This window comes from Streptomyces asoensis (genome assembly GCF_013085465.1).
GTDB classification, from domain to species: Bacteria; Actinomycetota; Actinomycetes; order Streptomycetales; family Streptomycetaceae; genus Streptomyces; species Streptomyces cacaoi_A.
Genome location: NZ_CP049838.1, coordinates 9,889,127 through 9,915,429, shown reverse-complemented (window position 1 = coordinate 9,915,429; position 26,303 = coordinate 9,889,127). Strand labels below are relative to the sequence as shown.

Genomic DNA, 26,303 nt, shown 5'->3' with positions numbered 1-26,303 from the left:
CAGATAAAAAAACAGCACAGTCGGTTTGTCAATGCGATACGACTGTCGCCCCCCTGTGGCGACGCTATCCAGCCAGCCGCATATCAAACTGACGTTCACCTCACCTTGCCCCCGCCAGGAGAAACCGCAGGGTGAGGCTCTAGTTCCGCTTGTGCGGTGCACCCAGCAGCGAAAACAAGGAGCCACCGGAAGTCCAAAACGGTGCGGCTGGAAACATGCGCCTTCTTTTCCCGCCGCAGGCCCGCCGCAGACCGTGCCGTCCGCGCCGGCACGTCCGGATCCGGCCAGGACGCGGCCCCGCCGGCCCGGGGCAATATACGTGGCCGTCCGCGGCGCGAGAGCGCCGGGAGGTGTCCGCGCGCCCGCTCCCGCCGGCCTCGTGCGGCCGCCCCTGCTGCGCCTGTTGCACCTGGTGGGCCTGCTGCGCCCGCCCCCGCCCCGCCCCCGCCCCGCCCGCCGCCGCCCGGGCGGGGCGGGGTGTCCCGGCGCAAGCCCCGTCCCTCCCGCGCCGGGAAGGGGGCACGGGCGGCGCGGGGCGCAACTGCGGCCCCTCCAGGCGGACCTGAGCCCTTTTCGAGCCCCGGGGCGGATCATGGGGCAGGGTGTGGCGGGACCGCGGACGCCGAAGGCCTCCTCCCCCACCCCGGCTCACCCCGGCCCGGCCCCCGCGGCACCGGGCCGGGCGCCCGTATCCGCCGCACCGGGACCGCCCGCGGCCCGCCCCGCCTCCCGTGAGGTCACCGGCCCCTCTGCGACCGTCCGAAGACGACACCGACCAACCGACGTGACAACGCCGTGCCGCAGCGCACGAGGAGAGGACTCACATGGACACCACGCTTGACGCGGACGTCATCGTCGTCGGAGGCGGTCCCACCGGCCTGATGCTGGCCGGGGAACTGCGCCTGGGCGGGGCGGGCGTCATCGTCGCCGAGGCCCTGGAGCAGCCCACCGGCCAGTCGCGGGCCCTGGGCTTCACCACCCGGGCGCTGGAGTCGTTCGACCAGCGCGGTCTCGTGCCGCGCTTCGGCGGCCTGGAGACCAGCCCGATGGGGCACTTCGGCGGGATCCCCTTCGACTACACCGTCCTCGAGGACGCCGACTTCGGGGCCCGCGGCATCCCGCAGTCCCAGACCGAGGCGGTGTTGCAGGAGTGGGCCCGCGAGCTGGGCGCCGACATCCGCCGCGGCCTGGAGTTCCTCGCCCTGGAACAGGACGCGGACGGCGTCACCGTCACCGTGGCCACCCCCTCCGGCGAGCAGCGCCGGCTGCGCGGGGCGTTCCTGGTGGGCGCCGACGGCGCACGCAGCACGGTGCGCAGGGCCGCGGGGATCGACTTCCCCGGCGCCGCGGGCAGCCAGCTCATGCACCTCGCCGACGTGGCCGGCTCCGGGGTGCGTCCGCGTCCCTTCGGCGAGCGGCTGCCGGGCGGCCTGGTGCAGGTCTTCCCGATGGCCGAGGGGGTGGCCCGCATCATCCTGTCCGAGTACGGCGCGTCGCCGGACGCCCACGGCGGGGCCCCCGGATTCGCCGAGGTCGCCGCGGCGTGGCAGCGGGTGACCGGCGAGGACATCTCAGCCGGCGAAGCCCTGTGGGTCAGCTCCTTCACCGACGCCACCCGCCAGGCCGCCCACTACCGGCAGGGCCGGGTCCTGCTCGCCGGGGACGCCGCGCACATCCACCTGCCGGTGGGCGGCCAGGGCATGAGCACCGGCGTGCAGGACGCGGTCAACCTGGGCTGGAAACTCGCCGCCACCGTCCGCGGCACCGCGCCCGGGGACCTGCTGGACACCTACCACGGCGAACGCCACCCGGTCGGCGCCCGCCTGCTGGCCAACACCCGCGCCCAGGGAATGGCCATCTTCGGCGGCGAGGAGTCCCAGGCACTGCGCGACCTGTATGCCGAACTCCTCACCCTCGACGAGGTCCAGCGGCATCTGGCGGGCGCGGTCAGCCACATCGACATCCGCTACGACCTCGGCGAGGACGCCCACCCGCTCGCCGGCCGCCGGCTGCCGCCGCGCACACTGACCACCGGGGGCGGCCCGGTGCGCACCCCCGAACTGCTGCACCCGGCACTCGGAGTCCTGCTCGACCTGGACGGCACGCCCGCCCTGCGGACGGCCGCGGCCGGCTGGAAGGACCGGGTCACCTCCGTCACCGCCACCCCCGAATCCCCCGAGACCTTCGGCAAGGCCGCGGCACTGCTGGTACGCCCCGACGGCTACATCGCCTGGGCCGGCGACGACCCGGACACCCTCACCGCCGCCCTGCACCGCTGGTTCGGCTCCCCCGACCGCCCCTAGGCACCCAGCACGGTTGAGTCCTGCCGCCAGGACTCAACCGCTCAGCCCGACAGCCCGAACGCCCCGAACGCCCCGAACGCCCCGAACGGCAGCGGGCGTTCTGGCGGCACGCGCCCGCTCCGCGGCCCGGCGGCCCGCAGCGTGCGCGGGGTCCGCACAGGCGGGGCCGGGGCCCCCGCACACCCGGGGGCGCCCGGCCCGGCCCGAAACGCTCCGATGCCCCTGCACATCGCTCCGGCAGGCAAGGGGCGGTGCCGTCCGCCGCCGACACCGGGCGCCCCCGGGCGCGCCGCCCGATCACCGCAGCACCAGCGTTTCGTGGCAGGCCGCGGCCGGATACGCGCCCCGCACGGCCGGTACGTGCCTGCCTGCCTGCCGGGCGCGGTTCTCCCACCGGGGGCCAGGAGCGGGCGCACCGGGCAAAGACGGACCGGGCCGTCGCCCGCCGCATCACGCGACGGGCGAACTCCCCTGCCCGTCCCGGAGGAACAGCACCCGGCCCCCGCCCGCCCGGCGTGCACTCACCACCTGCACGCCGCCACCCGCCCGCCCCCGGGCCGGACCCCGCCCCGCCCCCGGCCCCGCACGAACCGGGCCCCCACGTGCCGGGCCCCCACGTGCCGGGAACGGCCTGCGGGCCCCACCCGGGGCGCGGGCGGCAGGCGGCGGGTGCGACGGGCGCGGGGAGCTCCGGCCCGGGGGCGGCGGGCCGGGGGCGGCGGGGGGCCGGGGGCAGCGGTTCGGGGCCCGGGCAGGGGTTCGGGGCCCGGGCGGGGGTCAGGGCCACTGACCGGCCGCTCCCGCGCCGGGTACCGGCTTGCCGATGAGGGCGAACGCCCCCCAGAAACCGGCCTGTCCGATGACGAGGGCCAGCGTGGCGATCGCCTTGTCGCCGTAGTGCCGGGCGACTTCCGTGTACAGCTCGTCGGAGACCCGCTCGCCCCAGGTGCTCGGCTGGAGCACCGCCTCCGCCAGCTCCAGTGCAACCCGCTCGGCATCGGTGAAGTACGGCGCGTCCCACCAGGTGGCCACGGCCGCGATCCGCTCCGGCAACTCCCCCGCGCAGGGCGGCCGCGTCGCGCAGCGCCGCGTAGGTGCTGCCCAGGAGCCGGCCGGTGCGCAGGCGGATCAGGCCGATCGTGGCCTGCGGCACCGAACCGTTCGCACCGGCCCGGCACAACGCGCCCGCCACCTCTGCCAGTTCGGGGACGAGGGTAACGGGGTCGGGCATGCGTGATCCCACGGGTTCCTCCTCGGCACGGAGCGTGATCCGCTCTTCGGTGTGTCCTCATGCGTCCTCACCTCCCTGACGGATCACGGCCCCCGTGGTGACCGCCCGGGGCGAAATGCCTCATCCCCGGGCCCGCGCCCGAAGTGCCCGCCCGGGGACGAGGAGTCCGGGCCCGGCCGGTGTTTGACGCGATCTTCCCTTTCCTTTCTCCCGCCCCCGGGGGCGGGCGCACCGCCCCGCTCAAGAACGGCTCCGGGATCGCTCGAGATTGCGGCACCCGGCGGGACCCCTCATCCGGCGGCCGGCCACGGGCGGGCCTCGGGCCATGGAGAACACGGCCGCCGAGACCCGCAGCTCCCGGACCCTCACGGCCTGGCAGATGATCACTTGAAAATCCGGGAATACATCACTCCATTTATCGTGCGGGCGGAGCCGCGCCTTCCCGGTGGAAAGTAAACCGGCTGGTATGTATCTTCGTTTTTCCGAGGGGGCTGCCCCTCGGAATTCAAGGCCGAGGCGGCTCAGGGGGAGCTATGTCTGCGAGCGCGTTCCGCATACACCGCGCGATATCCGGCGCAGCACACACACAGGCCGGCGCGGCCGTGCCCATGGGGGCCGGTGACACCCTCCCGCCGTCCCTGACCACCACCGTGCCCAAGGAGTTCGTCCACCGCGCCAGCGTCGCCGAGGTCCTGCTCACCGACTGGGCGCGGGTGGACGAGTCCCGCTTCACCGTCGCCGCCCAGTGGCCCCGCGGGCACAGCTTCTTCGCCGCCGTGGACGGCTGCCACGATCCGCTGATCGCCGCCGAGACGATCCGGCAGACCGGAATCCTGCTCGCGCACGCCGAGTTCGGTGTGCCGCTGGGCCATCACCTCCTGGTGGAGGACCTGGACGTGCAGGTGCGGCCCCCGCACGTGCGGGTCGGCCTGGCGCCGGCCTCGCTGGACGTCGACGTGACGTGCTCGCAGGTGAAACGGCGCCGCGGCGGCGCCCTGACCGGCTGCCGCATCACGGTGGAGATCTACCGTGAGGGCCACCTCGCCGCGACCGGGGGCGGCTCGTTCACCTGTGTCGCGCCGGCCGTCTACCGGCGGCTGCGCGCCGCCCGGCTCGCGGCGGGCGGGCGGCCCCGGGTGCTGGCCCTGACCGCGCCGGAACCCCCGCAGAGCGTCGGCCGGATGTCACCGGTGGACGTCGTCCTGTCCCCCGCCGGCCGGCCCGGGAGCTGGCAGCTGCGGGTGGACACCCGCCATCCCGTGCTTTTCGACCACCCCGTCGACCACGTGCCCGGCATGGTGCTGCTCGAAGCCGCCCGCCAGGCCACGGCCGCGACACTGGGCCGCGCCTGCCTGCCGCTCGGCATCACCAGCGAGTTCCTGCGCTACGTCGAGCTGGACACGCCCTGCACCGTCGAGGCCCACCGCACCGCGCCGCCGCGCCCCGAACACGAGGAGAGCGTCCTGGTGACCGCCCAGCAGGACGGCACCCCGGTGTTCCGGTCCACCGTGACCATGGCGCCGCCCGCCGAATGACCCCCCGCGGCCCGCGCCCCGCACAGCACCACCCCGGCACACCGCACCCCGCCGGACGGCGCCCGGCCGGACGGCGCTCCGGCAGACGGTGTTCCGCAGGGCGGCGCTCCGCAGGGCGGCGCTCCGGCAGACAGTGTTCCGGCAGACGGTGTTCCGCAGGGCGGTGTTCCGGGGAGCACCCCCCCCGGCAGACGGCGCTCCAACAGGCCGTGCCCCGGGGGACCGTGCCCCGGCGGGCCGCTCCGGCGGGCAGCACCCCGCGGGGTGCTGCTGCGGCGGACGGCGTCACGGCGGGCGGTGTTCCGCGGGACGGTGTTCCGGCGGACGGTGCCCCCGCAGAGGGTGCTCCAACAGGCCGTGCTCCGGCAGGCCGTGCTCCGGCGGGCAGCACCCCGCGGGGTGCTGCTGCGGCGGACGGCGTCACGGCGGGCGGTGTTCCGCGGGACGGTGTTCCGGCGGACGGTGCCCCCGCAGAGGGTGCTCCAACAGGCCGTGCCCCGGCGGGCCGTGCCCCGGCGGGCCGTGCCCCGGCAGACGCTGCCCCGGGAGAGGGGATCCGGTGTGCCGGGCGTGTCCTGCGGGGCCGGTGCCGTGTCACGCCGTGCCGGGGCTGCCGGGGCGTACCGGGCGTGCGAGGCGGTCCCCGGCGGGCGCGGCGGGCGCCGCGGGCTGCTGCCCGGCCGGGGCGAAGGCCTCCAGATGATCTTCGGCCCACTGTGCGAAGGTGCGGGGCGGACGGCCCGTCACCGCGCGGACGGTGTCCTCCACCTGGGCCTTGGCGCCCGCCCGCTGCCGTTCGGCGCTGTGCAGGAGCGCGTCGGCGACCGGCTCCGGATAGCGTGCGGCCCAGGCGGCGCGGGCCTGGGCGGGGCTCAGTTCCACCAGCCGCAGGGGGACCCCGAGGAGACGGCCGAGCTGCTCGCACTGCCCGGCCGCGGTGAGCGTCTGAGGCCCGGTCAGGGTGTAGGCGCGTCCGGCGTGTCCCTCCTCGGTCAGGGCCCGCACGGCGACCTCCGCGACGTCACGGGGATCCACACAGGCGTTGGGCGAGGCCGGGTAGAGGGCGCGCACGGTGCGCTCGCCGCGCACGGAGGCCGCCCAGCCCAGGGCGTTGGACATGAACGCGCGCGGACGCAGCAGGGTCCACTCCAGGCCGCAGCCGCGCAGCTGTTCCTCGCCCGCACGCTGCCAGCGGGTGATGAAATCGTCGGCCCCCGGGTCCAGGACCGCCGCCGCGGAGAGCTTCACCAGCCGCCGCACACCGGCCCGCCGCGCGGCGGCCGCGAACGCCGCGTCGTCGCCGCCGCCGGCGCGGGTGGTCACCAGGAACGCGGCGTGCACCCCCGTCAGGGCCCGGGCCAGCGAGAGCGGGTCCCCGTAATCGCCGGCGACGATCTCGGCCGCAGCCGGCGCGCCCGTGACCTTCGCGGGGTCCCGGGCCATCAGACGCAGACGCACCCCGGCGGGAAACCGGCGCACCACCTGCCCTCCCACCGTCCCGGTGGCACCCGTCACCAGGATCATCCCGCCCACCCCGCCCCCGCCGCCCACAGCACCCGCAGCCCCTGCCGCGCCCCCGCCGCCCGCAGCGCCTGCGGCGCCTGTGCCCCGTCGTCCCGCACGCCCGGTCCTCCCCGCTCCCGCCGCGATCTCTGCGCGGTTCCATTGAATCCAGTACATCCGGGGGTGCTGTTCGAAACACACCCCCTGTAATGTACGAACTGGACGGTTTTTTATTGGGTCTCCGGGCTCATCGACGAGAAGGAGGCCGGGAATTGGTGAAGCAGGACCGGGCGATCCGCACCCGGCAGACGATCCTGACGGCGGCGGCCAAGGTCTTCGAGGAGCGCGGCTACCAGGCCGCGACGATCAGCGAGATCCTCCTCACCGCCGGGGTGACCAAGGGCGCCCTGTACTTCCACTTCCCCTCCAAGGAGGACCTGGCCGAAGGGGTGATCCACGAGCAGGACCACGACCTGCCCATCCCGCTGCGCGCCTGCAAGGTCCAGCAGCTGGTGGACACGGTGGTCCTGCACGCCTACCGCCTGCGCACCGACCCCCTGGTGCGGGCCGGTGTCCGCCTCGCGCTCGACCAGCAGACCCAGGGACTGGACCGCAGCGGCCCGTTCCTGCGCTGGAGCGATGTCGGTATCGCCCTGCTGGAGCAGGCGCAGGCGCAGGGCGAGCTGATGCCGCACATCGTGCCCGCCGAGACCGCCGACGTCCTGGTGGGGGCGTTCGCCGGCGTGCAGGCCATGTCCCAGGCCATGTCCAACTACCAGGACCTGCCGCACCGGGTCACCGCCCTGCTGCGGCACGTGCTGCCCAGCGTCGTGGTGCCCTCGGTACTCGCCGCGGTGGACATCACCGAGGGCAGAGGAGCCTTCGTCCACGCCGAACTCGACAGCCTGCGCACCCCGCAGCACCCGGCGCCCGTCAGCTGACCGCGCCCGCCGCCGCATCCCCCACCTGCCCGCCGCCCGCCGCGCCTGCCACCTGCCCGCCGGCCGCCGGATCACCCCCGGCCTGCCCGCAGTCCGCAGCACCCCCGGACGCCGCACCCCCGGACGCCGCGTCCCCGGGTGCCGTGTCCCCGGACGCCGTGTCCCCGGGGGGCGGGGTGCCCGGGCCGCAGTACGCCCGCAGGGCGGGGGCCAGCGCGCCGCCCCCCGCCGCCCAGCCGGCATACCCGTCGGGGCGCACCAGCAGCGCCTCGCAGTCCAGCGCGGGCACCGGGGCGGCCCGCACCACCCGCACCAGCTGTGCCCACGGCCGCGCCTGGCGCGCATAGCGGCCGGCCCGCTCGCCGAAGAGCAGCAGCAGCGGCAGGCCCGCGGCCAGCAGGCCCGTCACATCGGTGCGGCCCTGCGGCGTGCTCAGCGCGGCGTTGGGCACGAAACGCCCCTCCCAGGGCGAGGAGCCGGCGCCGCGCGCGGGCAGCACCGTGTCCTGGGCGCTGACCATGGACGCCAGGACCGTGCCCTCCGCGCCGCCGCGGGCCATCAGCTCGCCGAACAGCGCGCGCAGCGGGTCGAGTCCGGGATCCGGCCGCATCAGGGCCAGCTGGGCGCGCGTGTGGTCGATGACCCGCTGCGCGGCGGGCCGGCGCTCCGCGCCATAGGTGTCCAGCAGGTCCTCGCCCGCCCTGCCGCGCACCGTGAACGCCAGCTTCCAGCCCAGGCCCAGCGCGTCCAGCAGACCCGTGCTCAAGCCCTGGCCGCCGATGGGGAAATGCACGTGCGCCGCGTCCCCCGCCAGCAGGATCCGCCCCCTGCGGTAGGAGGAGACCAGCCGGGAGAAGTCACTGAACCGGCTCAGCCACCGCGGGCCGTCCATCGCGATGTCACGCCCCGCGATGAAGGACACCTCCCGGCGCAGCTCCTCCAGATCCAGCGGCGCATGCCGGGCCGGGTGCGCGCCCGAGCAGTTCAGCGTGCGCAGGCGCATCACACCGCCGCCCGCGTCCTTGGCCAGGATCCAGCCGCGCCCGCTGCGGTGCCAGCCCGGCCGCAGCGCGTCCGCCTGCCCCAGCCGGACATCCCCCGCCATCGCCGACACCGTCGCCGGATACGTCCGCGCGCCGAAACCCGCCAGCTCACGCACCACACTGCGCGCACCGTCCGCCCCCACCGCATACCCGGCAACGAAACACACCGGCCCGTGCGGCCCCTGCGCCTCGACCCGCACCCCCTGCGGCCCCTGCCACACCCCGCTCACCCGGTACCCACGCCGCACCTCCGCACCCGCAGCCCTGGCCCGCTCCTCCAAAGACCGCTCCAGATCCTCCTGCGCACACTTCACCACCGCCCGCGGCTCCCCCGCCGGCGCCCCGATCACCAGCCCCCCGATCCCCGCAAAATGAAAAGAACTCCCCCCCGACACCCCACCCGCACCCGCACCCGCACCCGCACCTACAGTCACGCCCGCGGCCTCCCCCGGCCCCGGCCCCTCCCCCGCCTCCGCGCCCACATCCGCGCCCGCATCCGCGAGCACACCGAGATGACCGCGCCGGGCAAGACACTGCACGGTCCGCGCATGCAGCGTGGTCGCCTTCGGCTGCCCGCTCACCGCCCCCCGCGCCTCGACCACCACCGTCCGCACCCCGTACCCGGCCAGCTCACACGCCAGGAGCAGCCCGACCGGCCCCCCACCCACCACCACCACCTGCGCCCGCACATCCCCCGCCATACCCCGGACCCCCTCCTTCGTCCCCGGCCCACGCCGGGAGCCAGTATCACCGACCGGACAGCAGCCGGAGAGCAGAAAAACACCACCCACCACCAGGGACTGCCCGGCCGTGGAGGCAGGACGCACCGGATGATCCGGACGGGGCCGGATACCCCGCCACCACCACACCCGGCACACCCCCACGCCACCGCCAGGCCGCCAGGCCGCCAGGCCGGCAGGCCCTGGACCGGCGGACCGGCGGACCGGCGGCGGAGCAAAGCGCCTGCCCAGGCCGCCAGCCCCCCAGCCGCGGGCCAGGCCGGCGCTCCCGCAGCCGCGGGCCAGGCCGGCGGACCCGCAGCCGCTCCCAGGCCGCCCGGGCCCCCGCCCGGCCCGCACGAGCTTCCCGCCCCACCGACCGGGCCGCCCACGGCACACGAACAGGACAGAAAATATACGGGACGGACGGTTCACTACCACCCCTGCCCCACAGCCGCCCGGAGCACATCAGGGACCCCACCGGCCATCCCGCCCGCGCCTCCCACCGCCGGTCCCGGCCGCCTCGGCCCGGACCGGCAACAGCCCCGGCAAGCGGGCACCGCCGGCACCCACACCGTCGCCTCCGGCCTTGACCTGCACACCTCCTGCGGCCCGGCGGACCGCGTCGCGGGCGGCACCACCCGCGCCCGCCGACGGCTTCGTTTCAACAGCTCAGACGGTCCGGCACGAGGTCCGCACAGCACGCACGATGATGATTCCGTCATGCACGGTGGCAGGCATGACGGAACAGGACATCTACCACCACCTGCGTGAGTTCCGTGAGCCCTTCGACAAGCCCGCCCCCCTGGCCTGGCCCGAAATCAGCCGAGGCCAGCTGCTTGGTGATGAGCCGGAAAAGCAGCACCAGCCCGTCGCGCACCGGCTGCGCACCCGGCTGGAGCCTCAGCTGGCGGCGGATCTGGTCCTCATGCTGGAGACCGACGCGGAGGACGCCGCACTGGGAGTCCTCAGGGTCCCGGACCTCATCGTGACCGACGAGGAGGAAGCAGCAGCCGCCGGTGACGCGATCGACCCCCGCCGTTCCCCTCTCGTGATCGAGATCGTCTCGCGGCCCAACCCCAGCAGGGCCGGGACGGCATGCCGGGCGGGCCGGAGGCACGGGGCCGGAGGCACAGACACAGGCACGGGGCCGGAGGCACGGGCAGGCGCAGACCGGCAGGACACAGGCGGAGCCGGAAGGGCGGGCGTAGGCACCGGCCGGGCCGAAGGCACGTACAGCCGTACAGGCATGCGGGCATGCGGGCATGCGGGCATGCGGGCACGGATACAGGGCCGGCGAGGCGGACAGGGGGCGGGGCCCGGCGCGCGCTTCAAATCTGCTCCACAGCCGCTCGAGCCACCCCGGCGCACGGACCCCGCCGCATACCGGCGCCCGCCCGGCCACGATCCGCCAACTCCCCAGCCGCACAAGCCCCGTTACCGGGCCGCGACGGCGGGCGGGACAAGCCGTTCAGCGACGCAGATCACCCTGCCCCCCGGCTACAGCACGGCCCGGGAAATGGGTAGTCTCGGACCGACCACATATGTTACCGCTCGGTAGTCCCGTTTTCGCAGGTTCGAGGAGTCCGCCCATGCAACTCGCCGCGATCATCGTGTCGCTGGTCCTCATCGTGGTCGGTGTCGCACTGTTCGGCCGGGCCGTCCTGGCGATCTACCGCTTCATCACGCTCGGCCAGCCGGCCGCCGCCCGGACCCGCACCGACCGCCCCCTCACACGCACCCTCACCGTCGTCCGCGAGTTCGCCGGCCACAGCCGCATGAACCGCTGGGGCGTCATCGCGGTGGCGCACTGGTTCGTGGCGGTCGGCTTCTACACACTGCTGCTGACCATCGTCAACGCCGCCGGCCAGCTCTTCCGGCCCGACTGGCTCCTGCCCGTCATCGGCGACTGGACCCCCTACAACGTCTTCGTCGAGTTCCTCGGCACGATGACGGCACTGGGCATCATCACCCTGATCACCGTCCGCCAGCTGAACCGGGCCGGCCGCCCGGACGGCAAGTCACGCTTCGCCGGCTCCAAGACCGGCCAGGCCTACTTCGTCGAAGCCGTCATCCTCACCGTCGGCATCTGCATCGTGGTCCTGCACGCCCTCGAAGGCGCCCAGCACCACATCCCCCGCTACCAGGCCTCGTTCTTCATCTCCTACCCCCTGCTCACCCGCCTCGAAGAGCTCGACACCTCCACCCTGCACACCCTCACCTACTTCTTCGCCGGCCTGAAGATCGCCGCCTCGTTCATCTGGATGATCGTCGTCGCCCTCAACACCAACATGGGCGTCGCCTGGCACCGGTTCCTGGCCTTCCCCAACATCTGGTTCAAACGCAACCCGGACGGCGCCACCGCCCTGGGCGCCCTGCTGCCGATGACATCGGGCGGCACACGAATCGACTTCACCGACCCCCGCGACGACGACGTCTTCGGCGTCTCCCAGGTCGAGCAGTTCTCCTGGAAAGGCCTGCTGGACTTCTCCACCTGCACCGAGTGCGGCCGCTGCCAGTCCCAGTGCCCCGCCTGGAACACCGGCAAGCCCCTCTCCCCCAAGCTGCTGATCATGTCGCTGCGCGACCACGCGCACGCCAAAGCCCCCTACCTCCTCGCCGGCGGCGGCAAGAACATGGAGGGCGAGGAGAAGGCGACCGCCGAGCAGCTCGCGGACGTGCCCGCCGCGGCACTGGCCGAGGCCGAACGCCCGCTGATCGGCACCGCCGAGGAGAACGGCGTCATCGACCCGGACGTGCTGTGGTCCTGCACCACCTGCGGCGCCTGCGTCGAGCAGTGCCCCGTCGACATCGAACACATCGACCACATCGTCGACATGCGCCGCTACCAGGTCATGATCGAGTCCGCGTTCCCGTCCGAGGCGGGCACCATGCTCAAGAACCTGGAGAAGAAGGGCAACCCCTGGGGGCTGGCGAAGAAACAGCGCCTGGAGTGGCTCAAGGAGGTCGACTTCGACATCCCCGTCGTCGGCCGCGACATCGAAGACCTCACCGACGTCGACTACCTGTACTGGGTCGGCTGCGCCGGCGCCCTCGAAGACCGCGCCAAGAAAACCACCAAAGCCTTCGCCGAACTCCTCCACATCGCCGGCGTCACGTTCGCGATCATGGGCGGCGACGAGAAGTGCACCGGCGACTCCGCCCGCCGCCTCGGCAACGAGCCCCTCTTCCAGGAACTCGGCATGGAGAACGTCATGGCGCTGAACACGGCGTTCGGCGAGGAGACCGGCGACGACGGCAAGGTGACCGAGGCCTCGCGCAAGCCGAAATCGGCGAAAAGAATCGTCGCGACCTGCCCGCACTGCCTCAACACCATCGGCAACGAATACCCCCAACTCGGCGGCGACTACGAGGTCATCCACCACACCCAGCTGCTCCAGCACCTCATCGACGACGGCAAACTCACCCCCGTCACCCCGGTCGAGGGCCTCATCACCTACCACGACCCCTGCTACCTCGGCCGCCACAACAAGATCTACACGCCTCCGCGCGAGATCATCGCCAATGTCCCGGGTCTGCGGAACGAGGAGATGCACCGCCACAAAGAACGCGGCTTCTGCTGCGGCGCCGGCGGCGCACGCATGTGGATGGAAGAACGCATCGGCAAACGCATCAACAACGAACGCACCGACGAAGCCCTCTCCCTCAACCCCGACATCATCTCCACCGCCTGCCCCTTCTGCCTCGTCATGCTCACCGACTCGGTCAACGGCAAGAAGAACGAGGGCAAGGCCAAGGAGTCCATCCAGGTCGTGGACGTCTCCCAGCTGCTGCTGGAGTCGGTCAAGACCCCGGTCGACGACGAGCCCCCGGCGGGCGAGGCGCAGACCGAGAACACACCCCAACCACAACCCACCACATAAACGGCAGACCACCAACACACCACCCACCACACACCACCCACCACACACCAACCACCCGACGCGATAAAAAAGGCCCAGAACCTCCCCGAACCGACCACCACAACCACTTCACTCAACAACGGCTAACACAATGAGCTGAGTTGTCGGTGAGTGATGAGGCAGCAGGCGAGTTTGAGGAATGCTTCGTGGATGTCGGCTCGCCGTTCCCATCGGATCCGCAGACGTCGGAAGCCGTGCAGCCACGCAAAGCTCCTCTCCACGACCCAGCGGTAGGTGCCCAGTCCTGTGCCGTGCAGGGTGCCGCGGCGGGCGATCGCGGACACGATGCCGCTGCCACACGCCGGCCTCGTTCCAGTCCCGCAGCCGCCGCCAGCACGTCATGCCCGAGCCGAAACCGAGCTCCTGCGGCAAGTACTCCCACTGGATCCCGGTATGCAGCACATACAAGATCCCGCACAGCACGTCCCGGTCCGGCAACGGCTTGCGGCCGGGATACCGAAAGCGCCGCTCACGCTGCGGTAACAGCGGCTCCAGGCGATCCCACAGCTCATCCGACACAATCCACGGCGACGTCCCCACACCAGACCGAACGCTCAACTCCCGCGCCAGTCACGGCAGCCAGGACCGATCCACCTCTTTGTGTTAGCCGTTGTAACTGCCCAACCGCTGAAGCGCATTGCTCCGTGCGGCAGCCCGCGCCACGACCCCACCGCTCCCGAGCAGCGTGGGGGCCAATGTGTGTCCGGGCCCGCTATAACGGCAGCGCCCGCACCTCCGGGCCCCCGCCCCCACCCGATTGTGACTGATCCGGCGATCCAACTCCGGCCCGCGCGCGGGCCAACACGGATCGCTGGCGTGCTCAACTCATCGGTGGCCTCGCGTAGACCCGTGCCACGGGCGACACTGCCGCTTGTCGGTCGCCTTACTCTTTCCTCAGTGGGCACGGGAATCTCTGGCCTCCTTTCAAGCCATCTTTCATGTCATCTATCTTCACGCCGTTCTTGTCATAGGCGGGCATCACGATTACCTTTTCAAGCATTTCGCTTCTCATGGTAGGAGGCCAGCATGTGCGCGCATTTACCTGAGCTTTCTCGATCTTAGGAGACACGATTGCGTAGGCGAAGTTCGTATCCTGCAGGAGGGCCCCCTCGAGGTCTGCACCATCGAGGCTGGCTTCTCTAAGGTTGGCCCCTATAAGGTCTGCGCCACGGAGATTGGCATTGTTGAACACTGCTCCGTCGAGATCGGCATCTCTAAGTTTGGAATCTTCCAAATCGGCCTCGGTGAAGTCTGCGGCGTGCAGACGCTTGCCGCTGAAGTTGATCCCCCGGATGTCCCGCCCGTTCGGGGCGAACCCCGGGATGCTCTCGGCGACTTCAACACTGGCTCGCCACGTGGCATACTTTTGTGACTCTTCAAATGATTTCTGAAGAAAAAGAACAGCCAAACCAACGGCGAGCCCTGTGATCAGACCGCCGCCCACTGCGGAGAGAACCTCGATTCTTGGCTCTTTCTCTCGCTCCTTTATGGCCATCCTCCATGCGAGCAGGGCAAACAGCATTCCGAGGACGACCAGAATGGCGACAAGAGTCCACTGCCAAGGGCCTGCGACAGGCATGGGGCTCCTCCCCAGCGCGCGGGGGGCAAATCACTCTCACTTCATTCCTACGCCTGATGGCGAACGATCGCAAATGGGGCGCCAGTGTATTTCGCCGGCGTTTGTGCGAGGGCGGGTGTCGCGCGCTCTCAGCGTTCAAGCGGCTCAGCGATTTGGGCAGTGCGGTGCCCTCTCGGCGTTCCGCATCTCTTTCCATGCCGAGGACTGCCCCGGCCGGTACGGAGAAGAGCCCAGCTTGGCCACCACACCTTCCATGCCGTGTTTGTGTCGGCAGAGACCGTGTCCCGCGCAGGTCGTGTTGCATTTACACCAGGTCTGGGCCTACGGCTCGTGTCGCGTTGCGGTGACCCGTCGTGTCCCTACCTGGACGCCGCCGTCAAGCACCTGCGGGGCCTTCCCGCACACGAGCGGGAGCACGACGTCCTGGACGAGGACGTGGCTCGCATCTCCCCGCTCAAGCACGTCAACCTCAACTGCCTCGACGAGGACGACGGCGACTCGGTGTAGCAGCGGACCGAGCCGCTCCCTCGCGCGTGCCGTCCGACACCTCTGAGTGTCGGTGAGTGCCGCGGCTCAGGACCGGGAGGAGGAGGCGGTACCGGCCTGGGCGCGGTTGGCGCGGATCTCGTCGTGGTGGTCGGCGACCCAGCCGATCAACTGCATGACGATCTCGTGCAGGCCGCGGCCGAGCGGGGCGAGGGCGTACTCCACACGTGGCGGCACCTCGGCGTAGGCGGTGCGCGTGATCAGGCCGTCGTCCCGGAGCTGGCGCAGCGTGTGGGTGAGCATGCGCTGGGAGATGCCCGGAATCTGGCGCTGCAGGTCGGTGTAGCGCAACGGGCCGTCCTCCAGGACGGCGGTGATCAGCATGCTCCACTTGTCGCCGACCCGGTCAAGGACCTGCCGGATGAAAGCCATGTGGTCGGCGGGGATGCTCGCGCACGGCCCGATCGCAGCCGCCATCTCCATACCAGCGCTGTCCTGCATGGCGCCCATTCCTCTCCGTCACGCACACCGGTGTGCCTTTTGTACCGGCTTCCATACTGGCGCATCATGGCGCTACGAACAAATGAGAGGAATTTGAGGTCAGGCCATGAAGGTAGAGATATGGGCCGAGGTCACCTGCCCCTGGTGCGGGCTGGGCAGCCACCGTGTGGACCGGGCCCTGGAGCGGTTCGAGCACAGCGATCAGGTGGAGGTGGTCCACCGCTCGTTCCCCCTGGGCAGTGGCTTCCCCGCCGACCGGACGGTCAGCGTCCGTGAGGCCCTGCTGAGCAAGCACGGCATCAGCGACGCGCAGGCCAAGACGGCGACCGGGCAGATCGAGACGCTGGCAGCCTCCGAGGGACTGAACCCCTACCGGGTGCTGGACAACGTCGTTGGCGACACCGAGCTGGCCCACGAGTTCCTGGCCCACGCCTCCGTGCAGGGTAAGAACCGCCAAGCCTGGGACACGATCTTCCGCACCTACTTCGGCAAGGCCGAGCCCGTCTTCGCCCTGGACGACCTGCTCCGGCTCTCCGACGAGCTGGGCCTGGACCCTGACCTGACGCGCCAGGTGCTCACCGAGCGCCGCTACCGCGCCCGGGTCCAGGACGACGCCCGCCGCGCTCAGCGCCTGGGTGCCACCGGTGCCCCGTTCATCGTCGTCGACGGCCGCTACGGCGTCCCCGGCGCGCAGGACAGCGACACCCTGCTCGACCTGCTGCGTACCACCTGGGACGAAACCCACCCGGTCACCCTCGCCCCCGCAGGTGACGCCCCGGGCTGCGGCCCCGATGGCTGCGCCGTCCCGGCCCGTCCCTGACCCGTCACCCCATCCCCGCCAACATCTCTGTGAAAGGCACAATCGCCATGTCGTACCTGCTGCACATCGACTCCTCCTCGCTCGGCGAGGCGTCCGTCTCCCATCAGGTCGCCCAGTCCTTCCGCGACCAGTGGCAGGGCCCGGTCGTCCACCGCGACTTCGCCGCCTCGCCTGTGCCGCACCTGAGCGCCGCGGGCATCACCGCCCGCATCACCGACCCGGCCCAGCACACTCCCGAGCAGGCCAAGGCCGCCGCGCTCCAGGACGAGCTGATCGAGGAGTTCCTCGGCGCCGGCGCGTACCTGTTCACCGTGCCGATGTACAACCTCTCGATGCCGTCGGTGTTCAAGGCATGGCTGGACCAGATCATCGTCACGGACCGCACCCTGATCTTCAACGGCCCCTCCCCGGTCGCGGGCCGTCCGGCCGTGCTGATCTCCGCCCGTGGCGGCGGCTACGGCCCCGGCACCAACGAGGGCCTCGACTACGTGGTGCCCACTCTGGAGGCCGTCCTGGGCCACGAGAACCTCCTCGGCTTGGACGTCACCACCGTGATACCTGAGCTGACCATGGCCCCTGTGGCTCCGGCCCTGACCCCGCTCCTTCCCCTGCACGAGGCGTCCATGACAGCCGCCCACGACAAGGCCCGCACGCTCGCCACGACCTTCGGCACGCTGCGTGCCGCCTGACGCATCCTGACGGACTCCTTCTTCGTACTCGAACTGCCGGTAGACGTCGGGCTCAACTGCACGATCCGTACGGGGCTGTTGCAGGGCGGGGGGGGCGGGCAGGCCGCGGACGTTGCCGAGGGCTGCGGCCTGTTCCCGTAGACGCACGATCTCGTCGTGCTGTGCGGCCAAGCGCGAGACAGCGAGTTCCTTGAACGTTGTGAGCTCGGCGACGGTCTCGTCCCGCTGGGCCAGGCGTTCCTTGAGCTCGGCGACCTTGGCCTTGAGCCGTTCGATCTGCGCGATCCGCGGGTCGACGACCTTTCCTGCCTCCCGCAGACCACGAAGGCGCTGCTGGAACTCTTCGGCGAGGTGCTGGTAGGGGCCGGGGCGGGTGGTGCCGTCACGGTTCTTCTTCGGGTAGAACGCGGTGCGGGTTACACCAGCCTCGGTGGCCAGCGTCTTCAAGTCGCAGCTGCCGCCGGGCGGGAGGTCACCCTTCAAGAGCCGGTCCATCGCGACCCGGATGGCCTCTTTGTTGCGGCGGCGTTCGGCACTACTGATCTGTCCCACGCGGTCCTCCGTGAGCTGCGGCGTCGATCGCTGCGACGATGTGCTCGGCGCGTTCGGCTTCGGCCATGAGCCGGGCTCGTTCGGTCTTCTGCCCTCGTCCGATCTTGCTGATGAAGGCCCGTCCGCTGAGGGCCGCGGTCGCCCATGTGTCGCGGTGACAGGAGTGGTGGGTGGCCTGCGGGCAGCGGGCCGAGTCACACATGCCGGCCAGCGGCTGACTGCGGTCGGCACTGTCGGCGAGCTTGAGGCACAGGCCCTTGTCCGGGTCGAGGAACCAGCAGTAGTTCGCGAGCCCCAGGTGCAGGGCGCCCGCCCGATGGGCCAGCAAGTTGATCACTTCTTGGTCGCTGCGTTTGACCACCGGAGCGGTCACGTCCAGTTCCTCCAGCTGGCGCTCGACGCTGGCGAAGAACGCCAGCAGGTCCCGGGCGCCGGGTCCGGAAGGACGACGGCCGCCCTGGTAGTCGCGGAACGCCCGCAGGGTCAGGGACAGGTTGCGGGACTCTTCTTCCTTGCCAATCTCGGCCAGGAAGAGAGCCTGGGTGCCAACAGGACGGTTGGCATATCCCTCGGTGGTGGTGACGGACAGGTGCTTGAGCTGCAACTTCGCCGCGAACAGGCCGCCGGGCCGGTGGGCGAGTTCGACGGCCAGGGTGCGGCGCAGGATGCGCGGGGTGATGGCGTCGTCGGGCAGGAGGGGCAGGCCCAGGCGCGGTCCCTCGTTGCTGTTGGCCCACCCCCGCAGGTCCCGGTAACGGCGGCACAGGTCGAGGTGGACGGGAAAGAGATGCGTGGCGCCGGGATCCGCGAGCTGGCAGGCAACGCCGGCGGCCTCGTATGCCTCGGCTCCAGGGGCAGTTCGACCAGCTCGCTGGTCCGCATGCCGCTCAGCGCGGCGATCGTGAGGATGCAGGCCGTGCGGATGTGGCCGAGCAGCCGCGCCAGCCCGTCATGGGTGATCGGCAGGGTCCAGGGAACCGCGCCGGTGCCGTCGGCGCGGGCGACCAGGTCCGCCTGCCGGCCCCCAGCGCGGCTCGATGCCCACCTGGGCGATGGCCTGCTCCAGCAGTGGGCGTACGGCGGCGGTGCGCGGGTCGTACAAGAAGCCGGGGCCCGGCCGGAAGGGATTGCCACTGCGCGTCCACACACCGCCCTCCAGAGCAAGCGCCGCGAAGTAGACGCGCAGCAGCGGGTCCGTGGGGTTCCAGCCGTGGGTGAGTTTGGAGCGGACCGCCCGCTCCTCGTCCTGTTCGATAGGCTCCCCGGAGGCCAGGTGGGCGCGAACGGCCTGCTCGAACCGGGCCGTTGTGGCGGTGCGGACCGGCCCCGGCAACTGGGGCTGCGAGGTATCGCACGTCGTGCACAGGGCGAGCGCCGGCGGAGCGATGATGTGGATGAGGAACAGGGTGGCGGTCAGCAGGGGGTTCATGACTTCGGCGCGGGCCGGAGGTGTCTTGTTCTCTCCGCTGTTTTTCGACACCCCGGCGACCACGTGGGCGAGTTGCCCTCCCCAGGGACGAAAGCCGCTCGGGTAGCGGTCCGTGGTGAACAACTCGCCGTAGTCCGCGAGTTCCTGCAACACCTGCACCACGTCCAGTTGTGAGGATCCCTCTCCGGACCGGGTGATCTCGTCGGTATTCCGGCCGGCGCACCGGTGTGTGAGGTGCACGGTGCAGTGATGCTGGGTCACCTCCTCCAGTGAGGTCACGCCCTGGCCGGTCAAGCAGTTCAGCCACCGGGTCAGCTGCGGGAACCGGTCATGGCAGGTTCGCACCGTGCGCGGCACCCGGTGCGCGAAGGGAGCTTCAGCAGCCGCACCGCAGGCCGCGACAGCGTCAACGACTCCCGGCTACCCGGCCACCAGCCTTCGGCGCGATCGCCTCCACCCCGTCCGGTAGGCGTCCCCGCGCGAGACGTGCCACTGGTCCTCGCGGCGGGCGACCTCGTGCCCCCGCCGGGCCGCCGCCCGCGACCCGCGCTGGAACGCGGTGTGTGCGCGCTTGAGGCCCACCACGACGACCAGCGCGGCGGACGGTTACTGGCTGCTGTCCGGCTATGGCCTGCGCGCCTCCCGGGCCCTGGGCTGGCTCGCTGCCGCGATGCTCGTCACCGTCGTGCTTCTGATGGGCTTGGGGCTCCCCCGGGATTCCCCGAAGCAGGAGGCGACCGGCACCGTGCCGCCCGGCGGAGGCAGGGTCACCTTCGAGATCGACAAGGCTGACCCCCAGAACCCCACTGGGAAGAGGTATACCGGGGAGCGCTTCGAGAAGGCCCTGAACGTGACGCTCAACTCGGTGGTGTTCCGCTCCTCCGGCCAGGACCTGACCACCGCCGGCACCTACATCGAGATGGCGTCCCGCATTGCCGAGCCCGTCCTCCTGGGCCTGGCGGTGCTGGCCGTTCGTAACCGCGTCAAACGCTGACCCAGCACTCCCACGGCCAGGGCCGACAGAACGCCGCAGCCACCGGACTACTGAAGCAACCGGTGCGTCCGAACCGCCATGAGTCGCCGCAGGGAGGATTTCAGTGCCCAGCTCACAGCCCCACTCACTGAAATCTTCCGTGCGGTCCGACAGGCGGTTCGCCGGCGCTGCGGCTGGGGAGTGAGCCGGGGCCGCCGGAGGGCCCGGCGGGAGAGGGGGCGTGTCTGGCTGGTCCGGTGGGGCGGCATACTCCGATACGGCCGACCTCACCCGGACTCTCGGCTGGAACGCCGTCCCAGCCGAGAGTCCGGGCCGCCACCCACCCACATACACACCCACAAACGCCCCGAGACCCCGGGGGCAAACACGGTCGGACGCACACCACTTCGTACAGAGAGAAGACGGGCGCGCTCGGGGGTCCTTCGGCGTGTCCCGGTCTTTCATGTACGAGCTCCTTCGCGCCTCGCTGCCCGAATTCCTCGGCAGTCTCGGCGCTGCTCTGGTCCCCACCGCTTCTGCCTGGGGTGCCGCGCGCCTTCGCGGCCGCCGCGACCGTCCGCGACCGTCTGAGGCGGACGAACAGCCGTAGTGGGCCCCGGAATCCCAGCTCGGACACCAGAGGGCAACTGACCGGCCGGTAGCCAGGGCGAATCGGGCGTCACGGAACGGCCGTCATGTTCCGACCTGGGGACGTTCTTCGGCCCGGGGGTCCCCGGCCTTCTTGAACAGCGCGAAGCCGTCACGCGCCTGCAAACGCTCGTCAGCCAGTCGGTTACCTCGAACCCGTCCCCGCACGTCCCGGGAGTCCGGCAGGCCCGCGTGGGTTCGCCACCTGTCTGCCTCCCCGAATCCGCGAGCCCACGCGCCTCAGCTTGCGGTGAAGCTGAATGCCTGGCCGGAGGTGCCGGTGCATGCGGTCTGCATGGCCTCGGCACCGTCGGTAACCGGGGGGAGGAATCCGATGCACAGGCCGCTGTGGAGCGGCCGGAGCCGGAAGCCGCCGCTGGCGGCTTCCAGGCGAAACGTCTGGCTGTCGCTGTCCGCGCATTCTCTGGGTGCGAGCAGGGCGCCGGGGGAGGTGGAGGCTCCGTCGACGGCGAGGCAGCCGACGCCCTTGTCGGCGTCGGGGTGGTGCCACTGGATGCGGTAGGTCTGCCCGCCCAGTTTCTCGAGGTAGACGCGGGGCAGGGGGGCGTCGGCGCAGGAGTGCTGGACGGCGATTTCGCGGTTGGTGCGGCCGTTGCGTTCGCGGCCCTCGGTCAGGCACCGGGAGGGGGCGGAGGCGGGGTGGATGCTGGTCCATCCAGCCGTCGGAAGTTGGGCGGAGTCACCCGTCTGCTTGGGCGTGGGGGTGGGGTGGCTGAAGCTGGGGGTCGTTTCTCTTTGCTCGATCGGCGAGGCGAGAGGGGAGGCCGCAGGATCGGCGGTGGCCGAGCGGCTCGCAGTGGGCGAGGAACTGGGCTGCTTTGCGTCGTCGCTGGGCGCGGTGCTGGGAGGCGGGGTGCTTGTGGGCGCGCCGCCCGCGCGGTTGTCACCGGAGCCGTTGTCGTGCGGCCAGAAGGCCAGGGCCAGTATTCCGGCGACGGTGCAGGCAGCGATCGCGACCATCGGGCCCTGCCGTCGCCAGTTCGACTGAGCATGCGGGGGACCAGGGCTGTCGTCGGCTGGGCCGGTGGCCGATGCACTGGTCGGGACAGGGCTCGGTTCGTCAGCCGGGCCGGTGTCCGTGCCCTGCTTCTCGTCGGCGGCTTCCTTGCCGCCCTGCGGTGTTTCCTGCGGAGCGTCGTCATCCGCCTGGAGGGCAGTGGTCTGCGGGACGTCCTCGGAGACGGGCGGCGGTGTTCCGGCGCCGAACATGGCCAGGTGTCGGCGGGCCTCCAGCCAGGCGGACACCGTGCCGTCGTCACCGCCGCAGGCCCGCACGTAGGCGCCCAGGAGTTCCTCGCGGGGGAGGTCGTCGCGGGCGAGGGCGGCGGAGATCGTCGCGCGCGGCAGGACGTCGCCGGCGTCGGTGGCGTTGCGCTCCAGCTGTCGGTAGCTCAGGTCCGCCCAGCGGCGTAACTGCCGCATGAATTCCATGAACTCCGCAGGGCTGTGCGCCGCTGCCGGATCCGGCCCCCGTCCCATCACCGCTCCCTTGTCCCGTGTGTACAAGGAAGCTTAAAGGTCATTGATGTGTGCATGAGGGCTGTTCTCCGTCGTTGTTCGGCCGCCTGTGCGGACAGGGTGCTGTCAGCCGCTTGAGTCGCGTCATCTGCACTGCCTTTTGAATCGTTCACAGATGTATGTGGCGGTAGGCGGTGACAACGCTGGGGTCGGGCAGGGGAGCGGCGGTGATGGTGGTGCCGGGCTTGGGGGCGTGAATGATCTGTCCATTGCCGATGTACAGCCCGACGTGGCCACCGCTGTAGGACAGGACGAGGTCACCGGGCACCAAGCGGTTCCGGGTGGTGGCGCTGCCGGCGTGGATCTGGTTCCAGGTGGTGCGCGGCAGCTTCACCCCGGCCGTCTCCCAGGCCCGCATCACCAGGCCGGAACAGTCGAAGCCGCCGGGGCCGGTGCCGCCCCAGATGTAGGGCTTGCCGACCTGCGCCCGGGCGTAGGCGATGACGGCACTCGGCGCCGACTGGTCCCGCTTGGCGGTCTTAGCGGTCTTGTCCGTCTTGGCGGGGTTGTCCGCGGGCGTCGCGCTGGGCTGCCCGTCCTCTGCGGGCGCGGCCGCCGACGGCCGTCGCGCCGAGCCGGCGGAGTCCGGTGTGGCGGGCACGTTCAGCGCCTGCCCGGCGTAGATCAGCGTCGACGAGCCCAGGTCGTTGAGCCGCTGCAGTACCTTCACGCTCGTGCCGTGCGTGCGGGCCAGCTCCCAGAGCGTGTCACCGGACCGCAGCGCGACCTTCTTGGCCTTCACGGGCCTGGCTTCCGCCGTGCCGTTCTCGGCGGGCTTCGTCGGCTCGGCCGGCTTCGCCGGCGTGGGCTCGGGCGCGGCAGGCGTCTCCGGCTGGAGCGTGACCGATGGCCCGTCGGCCGCCGGTGATCCCGACGGACCGTGCACGGCCAGCAGCATGCCCGCCAGCAGCGACAGCACGAACGCCACGGCCAGCCCCGCCACGCCTGACACGACGCGGTGGGTCTTTCTCCTGCCCGGGCCGGGGGTGCGCGGCCTGCGGTGCGACGCCGGCGCGGGCCGGGGCTCCTTCTTCGATGTCTGCTTCCTGGGGGCCTGCTTCTTGGCGGTCTGCCGCTGAGACGGGAGCAGGGTAGGCAGTGTCATCACAACCTCCTTCGTGGGCCGGGATTTCGCGGCCCTGAAAGGAGGCTGTTTCGCTGTGTCGGTGTCCCGCTAGATCTTCGGGCGTCCAGGACAGTCCCGGCCTGTCCACGCCCCGCGGCGCCTTGGTGAAAGGGCGGTGTCCCGCCCCCGGGAACCGCCTATGACCTGCATAGACGACTCGGGACTGTCCCAGACGCCGTAATACGTTGCCCACCGCTGACCCCGCCCGGCACGCTTTTGCCATCGACCGGCCCACCGGGATGACGCCAGACGTCGAAGCGCATCCGGGGCCGCCACGTCTTCTCTCGCCATTTGCCGGTGTCGACGACCGCGGCGAGCAGCCGTTCACACGGCCCACCCCGAGGCGCCAGCCCAGGGGTGCCGCATCACCAACTCATTCCTTGAGGGAGCATCCGCATGTCTGCTGTCAAAGACCGCAAGACCCGGCCACTGATCATCGCCGTACTCGCTGGCGGTCTGGTTGCCGGCGTCGTCGCCGGCACCTCCGTCACCGACGTATTCACCGCCGCCTCCGAACAGGGCGGCACCTCCGACCATGTCGCCCTCGCCGGTACGAAGACAAAGAGCGGGGACACGTGCCAGCCCGTCGACCGCGTCACACCCATCCTGATCCGCGAGGGTTGGAACAGCGCCCCTGAGAAAATCACCTGGCGTAACGGCGCATCCACCCAGCAGCAGCACCAGTTCACCTTCACCCAGATCTACTCCGCCCGCGGCATGCTCACCGGCGACCTGCCCTCCCTGCCCAGCATTCAGAGGAAGGCAAGGGCGAAGATCAACAAGAAGAACAAGCAGAAAAGCTCCACCATGAAGGGCTTCGAGCTCGAGCTGTCCGCCAGCATCAGCACCGCCGAAGCCATCACCTACACCATCCCGGCCCGCAGCATGTTCATCGCCAAGCGCGGCATCTGGAAGCAGACCTGGGCCGTCAAGCGCTACCAGCGCTGGTCCAACTGCCAGGAGCGCTGGACCCACGTCGGCAACTACACCGGCGTCGGAAGCATGAACTACACGTCCTCGAAGGTGCTCTACCGCTGAACGCTTCGCGCGGCTCACACAGGTCGACCAGTTGGGGGCGCCAGACCTCGGGCGGCCCGGCGAGGTCGCGGGCGTGCAGCTTGGCGTCGACCACGTCGGCGAGGGCTTGTGCGTAGTGGTCGGGGACGTCGTCGAGCATGTCGACGGTGCGGGCCTCGATGAGGTGGAGGGCGGCGGCGAGTTCCTCCTCGTCGACCTCGGCGGGGGGAGGGGACGAGGCCCTTCGGTGGAGCGGATCTCGTCGCTCCGCCGAAGGGCGTTCAGCACTAGGGCGTCGTTCAGGGGGCGGCCGGGGGTGGCTCGGTCAGTCGCTGGGGATGAACCCCGCGGACTGGCTGCCCGTCGAAGCCTTCCGCTGCGAGTACGCGACCGCCTGGGTGGCGACCAAGCTGCGCTGGCAGCTGCGCGGGCCCGGCCGAACGCGACGCCCTGACCCACCTCACGGAAGTCTGCCCGGACGCCACCGTCACCTACGAGCAGGCACCGCAGTGACCCCGGCCGGCACATAGCGCCAGGCGGCGCGCCCACCCTTGGAAGGGGTGGGCGCGCCGCCGAGTGTCCTGTCTGCCGCAGCCGCCGCGCGGCATCCAACCGCAAGCAGGATGTGTGGTGGGTCAGTGGCGGCCGCCGCGGCGATGGCCCCATGACTGGTCGTCGACGAAGCGGCCGTGGTCGTTGCGCAGGGTGGCGGTGTCGTGGTCGTTGTTCCACACGTAGGCACGGCGGTCCTGATAGAGGTCGGTGCGGGTGTCACGTCCCTCACCGGTGTGAATCCGGACCGTGGCGCGGCCGGCCAGGCGGTAGTGGTCGAACGTGTACTTGTGCCCGGACTCGTCCCTCAGGGTCCAGCCGTTGAGGTTGACGGCGTTGCGGGTGGTGTTGGTCAGTTCCACCCACTCGCTGTTCAGCGACCGGTTGGAGCGGGTGTCGCACCCCGGGGAGTCGTACTGCACCTTCCTCAGCGGCTGTGCGCAGCACTTGGATCAGCTCGTACGCCTCGTCCAGCGTCAGCAGGCGCAACCGCTCGGTGTCGTGCTCCACGGGCGAAGTCGATCTCATCAAGGTCAAGGTGCTCGTAGCTGTCCATGATCAAGGCAACGTCACAGACCGTTGGCAGGACACGGCAGGACAACGCCTGCGGCCCCGGCCTGTAGTAGCCCGCCAGCTCCCGGGCTGCGTACTCGGCCTCTACTGGTAAGCCTGGTTCAGCGCCCAGACCGCCCAGACGATCACGGCCAGCGACAGCACAACGGCCGTCGTGCCGAGTGCGGCTCCCGCCCGCACCCGGGAGGGAGCCGCATCCTCCTGGCCCCGCGCCCCGCTCAGCGCGACGAGGCCGGAGACGACCGCCCCGATCCCCGCGGGCACGATGAAGTACACGGGAAAAAAGCGCACCCCGTTCGGGACCCAGGCAGGCAGAAACGGGCACATCATCATCGCGACGGCGGCAGCGCCCAGCACAAACGATGTCGTGACTCTGTGCTGCTGACGTGCCGTCAGCTGTTCGCTCGACCCGGCTGTCTGCTCAACGGAACTCATACTCCGGATGCTAGGCAGCGGGCACCGTGTTCCGCTTGGGCGCGAGTACCCAGATCGTCCTGAGTAGCCGGGCCCCGCCCGAACCTGCCGCCTGGCTGAGCCGCGGAGCCGAAGTTGTGGGCGGGGTTTCGTGGTGTTCGGTGTCCCGCCAGTTCTGCTGAGGAAGCCCTCCGTTGCTGAGGCCGT

21 protein-coding genes and 3 pseudogenes are annotated in these 26,303 nt (G+C 71.2%); 10 read left to right on the top strand and 14 right to left on the bottom strand.

Annotated elements, in window-relative coordinates:
- Nucleotides 1-824 precede the first annotated feature (824 nt).
- Nucleotides 825-2,303: an FAD-dependent monooxygenase gene (locus G9272_RS44030; RefSeq protein ID WP_171394676.1), complete on the top strand. Its 1,479-nt coding sequence runs from the start codon at nucleotides 825-827 to the stop codon at nucleotides 2,301-2,303.
- Between the two features lie 777 nt (nucleotides 2,304-3,080).
- Here G9272_RS44030 and G9272_RS46315 read toward each other — a convergent pair.
- Nucleotides 3,081-3,356, bottom strand: a complete 276-nt coding sequence (locus G9272_RS46315; protein ID WP_367398531.1) for a carboxymuconolactone decarboxylase family protein — start codon at nucleotides 3,354-3,356, stop codon at nucleotides 3,081-3,083.
- A 711-nt stretch (nucleotides 3,357-4,067) separates the two neighbouring features.
- On the opposite strand from G9272_RS46315, the gene G9272_RS44020 reads away from it, so the two are divergent.
- Both G9272_RS44020 and G9272_RS46310 read left to right on the top strand, forming a co-directional pair.
- Complete coding sequence (locus G9272_RS44020; protein ID WP_171394677.1) at nucleotides 4,068-5,069, top strand: ScbA/BarX family gamma-butyrolactone biosynthesis protein; 1,002 nt, start codon at nucleotides 4,068-4,070, stop codon at nucleotides 5,067-5,069.
- Nucleotides 5,070-5,157: 88 nt separating this feature from the next.
- On the top strand, nucleotides 5,158-5,772 hold the full coding sequence (locus G9272_RS46310) for a pentapeptide repeat-containing protein (protein WP_367398532.1): 615 nt from the start codon (nucleotides 5,158-5,160) through the stop codon (nucleotides 5,770-5,772).
- Here G9272_RS46310 and G9272_RS44015 read toward each other — a convergent pair.
- Entirely contained in the window at nucleotides 5,664-6,593 is a 930-nt protein-coding gene (locus tag G9272_RS44015; RefSeq protein ID WP_171394678.1) for an NAD(P)H-binding protein, read from the bottom strand. The genes G9272_RS46310 and G9272_RS44015 overlap by 109 nt on opposite strands.
- Nucleotides 6,594-6,844: 251 nt before the next feature.
- Here G9272_RS44015 and G9272_RS44010 point away from each other — a divergent pair, with 251 nt between their 5' ends.
- The gene (locus G9272_RS44010; RefSeq protein WP_171394679.1) at nucleotides 6,845-7,513 is read left to right on the top strand and encodes a ScbR family autoregulator-binding transcription factor; all 669 of its coding nucleotides are present in this window, start codon (nucleotides 6,845-6,847) and stop codon (nucleotides 7,511-7,513) included.
- Here the strand turns inward: G9272_RS44010 and G9272_RS44005 are convergent.
- Both G9272_RS44005 and G9272_RS44000 read right to left on the bottom strand, forming a co-directional pair.
- Nucleotides 7,506-9,257 (bottom strand): FAD-dependent monooxygenase, encoded by a 1,752-nt coding sequence (locus G9272_RS44005; protein ID WP_171394680.1) that lies wholly within the window; start codon nucleotides 9,255-9,257, stop codon nucleotides 7,506-7,508. The two genes, G9272_RS44010 and G9272_RS44005, sit on opposite strands and share 8 nt — an antisense overlap.
- A gap of 739 nt (nucleotides 9,258-9,996) precedes the next feature.
- Entirely contained in the window at nucleotides 9,997-10,155 is a 159-nt protein-coding gene (locus G9272_RS44000; protein ID WP_171394681.1) for a hypothetical protein, read from the bottom strand.
- 712 nt (nucleotides 10,156-10,867) lie between these two features.
- Between G9272_RS44000 and G9272_RS43995 the strand changes: the two genes are divergently transcribed.
- Nucleotides 10,868-13,159, top strand: a complete 2,292-nt coding sequence (locus G9272_RS43995) for a (Fe-S)-binding protein (RefSeq protein ID WP_171394682.1) — start codon at nucleotides 10,868-10,870, stop codon at nucleotides 13,157-13,159.
- Nucleotides 13,160-13,281: 122 nt separating this feature from the next.
- On the opposite strand, the pseudogene G9272_RS43990 reads toward G9272_RS43995, so the two are convergent.
- Together G9272_RS43990 and G9272_RS43985 are read right to left on the bottom strand one after the other, a co-directional pair.
- Nucleotides 13,282-13,720, bottom strand: a pseudogene (locus G9272_RS43990) (transposase).
- A gap of 361 nt (nucleotides 13,721-14,081) precedes the next feature.
- On the bottom strand, nucleotides 14,082-14,777 hold the full coding sequence (locus tag G9272_RS43985) for a pentapeptide repeat-containing protein (RefSeq protein ID WP_216377871.1): 696 nt from the start codon (nucleotides 14,775-14,777) through the stop codon (nucleotides 14,082-14,084).
- A gap of 330 nt (nucleotides 14,778-15,107) precedes the next feature.
- Here G9272_RS43985 and G9272_RS43980 point away from each other — a divergent pair, with 330 nt between their 5' ends.
- Nucleotides 15,108-15,284, top strand: coding sequence for a hypothetical protein (locus G9272_RS43980; protein WP_171401751.1), 177 nt, complete (start codon nucleotides 15,108-15,110; stop codon nucleotides 15,282-15,284).
- Nucleotides 15,285-15,350: 66 nt separating this feature from the next.
- Here the strand turns inward: G9272_RS43980 and G9272_RS43975 are convergent, their stop codons facing one another.
- A complete protein-coding gene (locus G9272_RS43975; protein ID WP_216377870.1) occupies nucleotides 15,351-15,773 on the bottom strand; it encodes a winged helix-turn-helix transcriptional regulator in 423 nt (140 codons plus the stop codon).
- A gap of 97 nt (nucleotides 15,774-15,870) precedes the next feature.
- Here G9272_RS43975 and G9272_RS43970 point away from each other — a divergent pair, with 97 nt between their 5' ends.
- Both G9272_RS43970 and G9272_RS43965 read left to right on the top strand, forming a co-directional pair.
- The gene (locus G9272_RS43970) at nucleotides 15,871-16,584 is read left to right on the top strand and encodes a DsbA family oxidoreductase (protein WP_171401749.1); all 714 of its coding nucleotides are present in this window, start codon (nucleotides 15,871-15,873) and stop codon (nucleotides 16,582-16,584) included.
- Between the two features lie 47 nt (nucleotides 16,585-16,631).
- Nucleotides 16,632-17,273, top strand: a complete 642-nt coding sequence (locus G9272_RS43965) for an FMN-dependent NADH-azoreductase (RefSeq protein WP_171401748.1) — start codon at nucleotides 16,632-16,634, stop codon at nucleotides 17,271-17,273.
- A 535-nt stretch (nucleotides 17,274-17,808) separates the two neighbouring features.
- Here the strand turns inward: G9272_RS43965 and G9272_RS43960 are convergent.
- Both G9272_RS43960 and G9272_RS43955 read right to left on the bottom strand, forming a co-directional pair.
- Entirely contained in the window at nucleotides 17,809-18,429 is a 621-nt protein-coding gene (locus tag G9272_RS43960) for a hypothetical protein (protein WP_171401747.1), read from the bottom strand.
- Nucleotides 18,430-18,774: 345 nt separating this feature from the next.
- Entirely contained in the window at nucleotides 18,775-19,533 is a 759-nt protein-coding gene (locus G9272_RS43955) for a hypothetical protein (protein ID WP_171401746.1), read from the bottom strand.
- Between the two features lie 328 nt (nucleotides 19,534-19,861).
- Between G9272_RS43955 and G9272_RS43950 the strand changes: the two are divergent.
- A pseudogene (locus tag G9272_RS43950) lies at nucleotides 19,862-20,248 on the top strand (pentapeptide repeat-containing protein); the annotation flags it as partial.
- Nucleotides 20,249-21,115: 867 nt separating this feature from the next.
- On the opposite strand, the gene G9272_RS43945 reads toward G9272_RS43950, so the two are convergent.
- Together G9272_RS43945 and G9272_RS45805 are read right to left on the bottom strand one after the other, a co-directional pair.
- On the bottom strand, nucleotides 21,116-22,318 hold the full coding sequence (locus G9272_RS43945) for an RICIN domain-containing protein (protein WP_171401744.1): 1,203 nt from the start codon (nucleotides 22,316-22,318) through the stop codon (nucleotides 21,116-21,118).
- A gap of 205 nt (nucleotides 22,319-22,523) precedes the next feature.
- Nucleotides 22,524-23,519, bottom strand: a complete 996-nt coding sequence (locus G9272_RS45805) for a C40 family peptidase (protein ID WP_253268146.1) — start codon at nucleotides 23,517-23,519, stop codon at nucleotides 22,524-22,526.
- Nucleotides 23,520-23,936: 417 nt separating this feature from the next.
- Here G9272_RS45805 and G9272_RS43935 point away from each other — a divergent pair, with 417 nt between their 5' ends.
- Nucleotides 23,937-24,578, top strand: coding sequence for a hypothetical protein (locus G9272_RS43935; protein WP_171401743.1), 642 nt, complete (start codon nucleotides 23,937-23,939; stop codon nucleotides 24,576-24,578).
- Between the two features lie 614 nt (nucleotides 24,579-25,192).
- On the opposite strand, the gene G9272_RS43930 is transcribed toward G9272_RS43935, so the two are convergent.
- From G9272_RS43930 to G9272_RS43925, 3 genes and pseudogenes are all read right to left on the bottom strand, one after another.
- A complete protein-coding gene (locus G9272_RS43930; RefSeq protein WP_171402438.1) occupies nucleotides 25,193-25,540 on the bottom strand; it encodes a lamin tail domain-containing protein in 348 nt (115 codons plus the stop codon).
- Between the two features lie 34 nt (nucleotides 25,541-25,574).
- Nucleotides 25,575-25,637, bottom strand: a pseudogene (locus tag G9272_RS46305) (hypothetical protein); the annotation flags it as partial.
- Nucleotides 25,638-25,766: 129 nt separating this feature from the next.
- Nucleotides 25,767-26,117 carry a hypothetical protein gene (locus G9272_RS43925; protein WP_253268145.1) on the bottom strand — a complete coding sequence of 117 codons (351 nt, stop codon included), beginning with the start codon at nucleotides 26,115-26,117 and terminating at the stop codon, nucleotides 25,767-25,769.
- Between the last annotated feature and the right edge of the window lie 186 nt (nucleotides 26,118-26,303).

Excerpts from the sequence above, each read along its gene's own strand:
- G9272_RS44020 (WP_171394677.1), top strand. The coding sequence starts at position 4,068 with ATGTCTGCGAGCGCGTTCCGCATACACCGCGCGATATCCGGCGCAGCA.
- G9272_RS43935 (WP_171401743.1), top strand. The coding sequence starts at position 23,937 with ATGTCTGCTGTCAAAGACCGCAAGACCCGGCCACTGATCATCGCCGTA.
- G9272_RS43965 (WP_171401748.1), top strand. The coding sequence starts at position 16,632 with ATGTCGTACCTGCTGCACATCGACTCCTCCTCGCTCGGCGAGGCGTCC.
- G9272_RS45805 (WP_253268146.1), bottom strand. The coding sequence starts at position 23,519 with ATGACACTGCCTACCCTGCTCCCGTCTCAGCGGCAGACCGCCAAGAAG.
- G9272_RS43970 (WP_171401749.1), top strand. The coding sequence starts at position 15,871 with ATGAAGGTAGAGATATGGGCCGAGGTCACCTGCCCCTGGTGCGGGCTG.
- G9272_RS44015 (WP_171394678.1), bottom strand. The coding sequence starts at position 6,593 with ATGATCCTGGTGACGGGTGCCACCGGGACGGTGGGAGGGCAGGTGGTG.
- G9272_RS43945 (WP_171401744.1), bottom strand. The coding sequence starts at position 22,318 with ATGCGGCAGTTACGCCGCTGGGCGGACCTGAGCTACCGACAGCTGGAG.
- G9272_RS43925 (WP_253268145.1), bottom strand. The coding sequence starts at position 26,117 with ATGAGTTCCGTTGAGCAGACAGCCGGGTCGAGCGAACAGCTGACGGCA.
- G9272_RS44030 (WP_171394676.1), top strand. The coding sequence starts at position 825 with ATGGACACCACGCTTGACGCGGACGTCATCGTCGTCGGAGGCGGTCCC.
- G9272_RS43975 (WP_216377870.1), bottom strand. The coding sequence starts at position 15,773 with ATGGGCGCCATGCAGGACAGCGCTGGTATGGAGATGGCGGCTGCGATC.
- G9272_RS44005 (WP_171394680.1), bottom strand. The coding sequence starts at position 9,257 with ATGGCGGGGGATGTGCGGGCGCAGGTGGTGGTGGTGGGTGGGGGGCCG.
- G9272_RS43995 (WP_171394682.1), top strand. The coding sequence starts at position 10,868 with ATGCAACTCGCCGCGATCATCGTGTCGCTGGTCCTCATCGTGGTCGGT.
- G9272_RS43985 (WP_216377871.1), bottom strand. The coding sequence starts at position 14,777 with ATGCCTGTCGCAGGCCCTTGGCAGTGGACTCTTGTCGCCATTCTGGTC.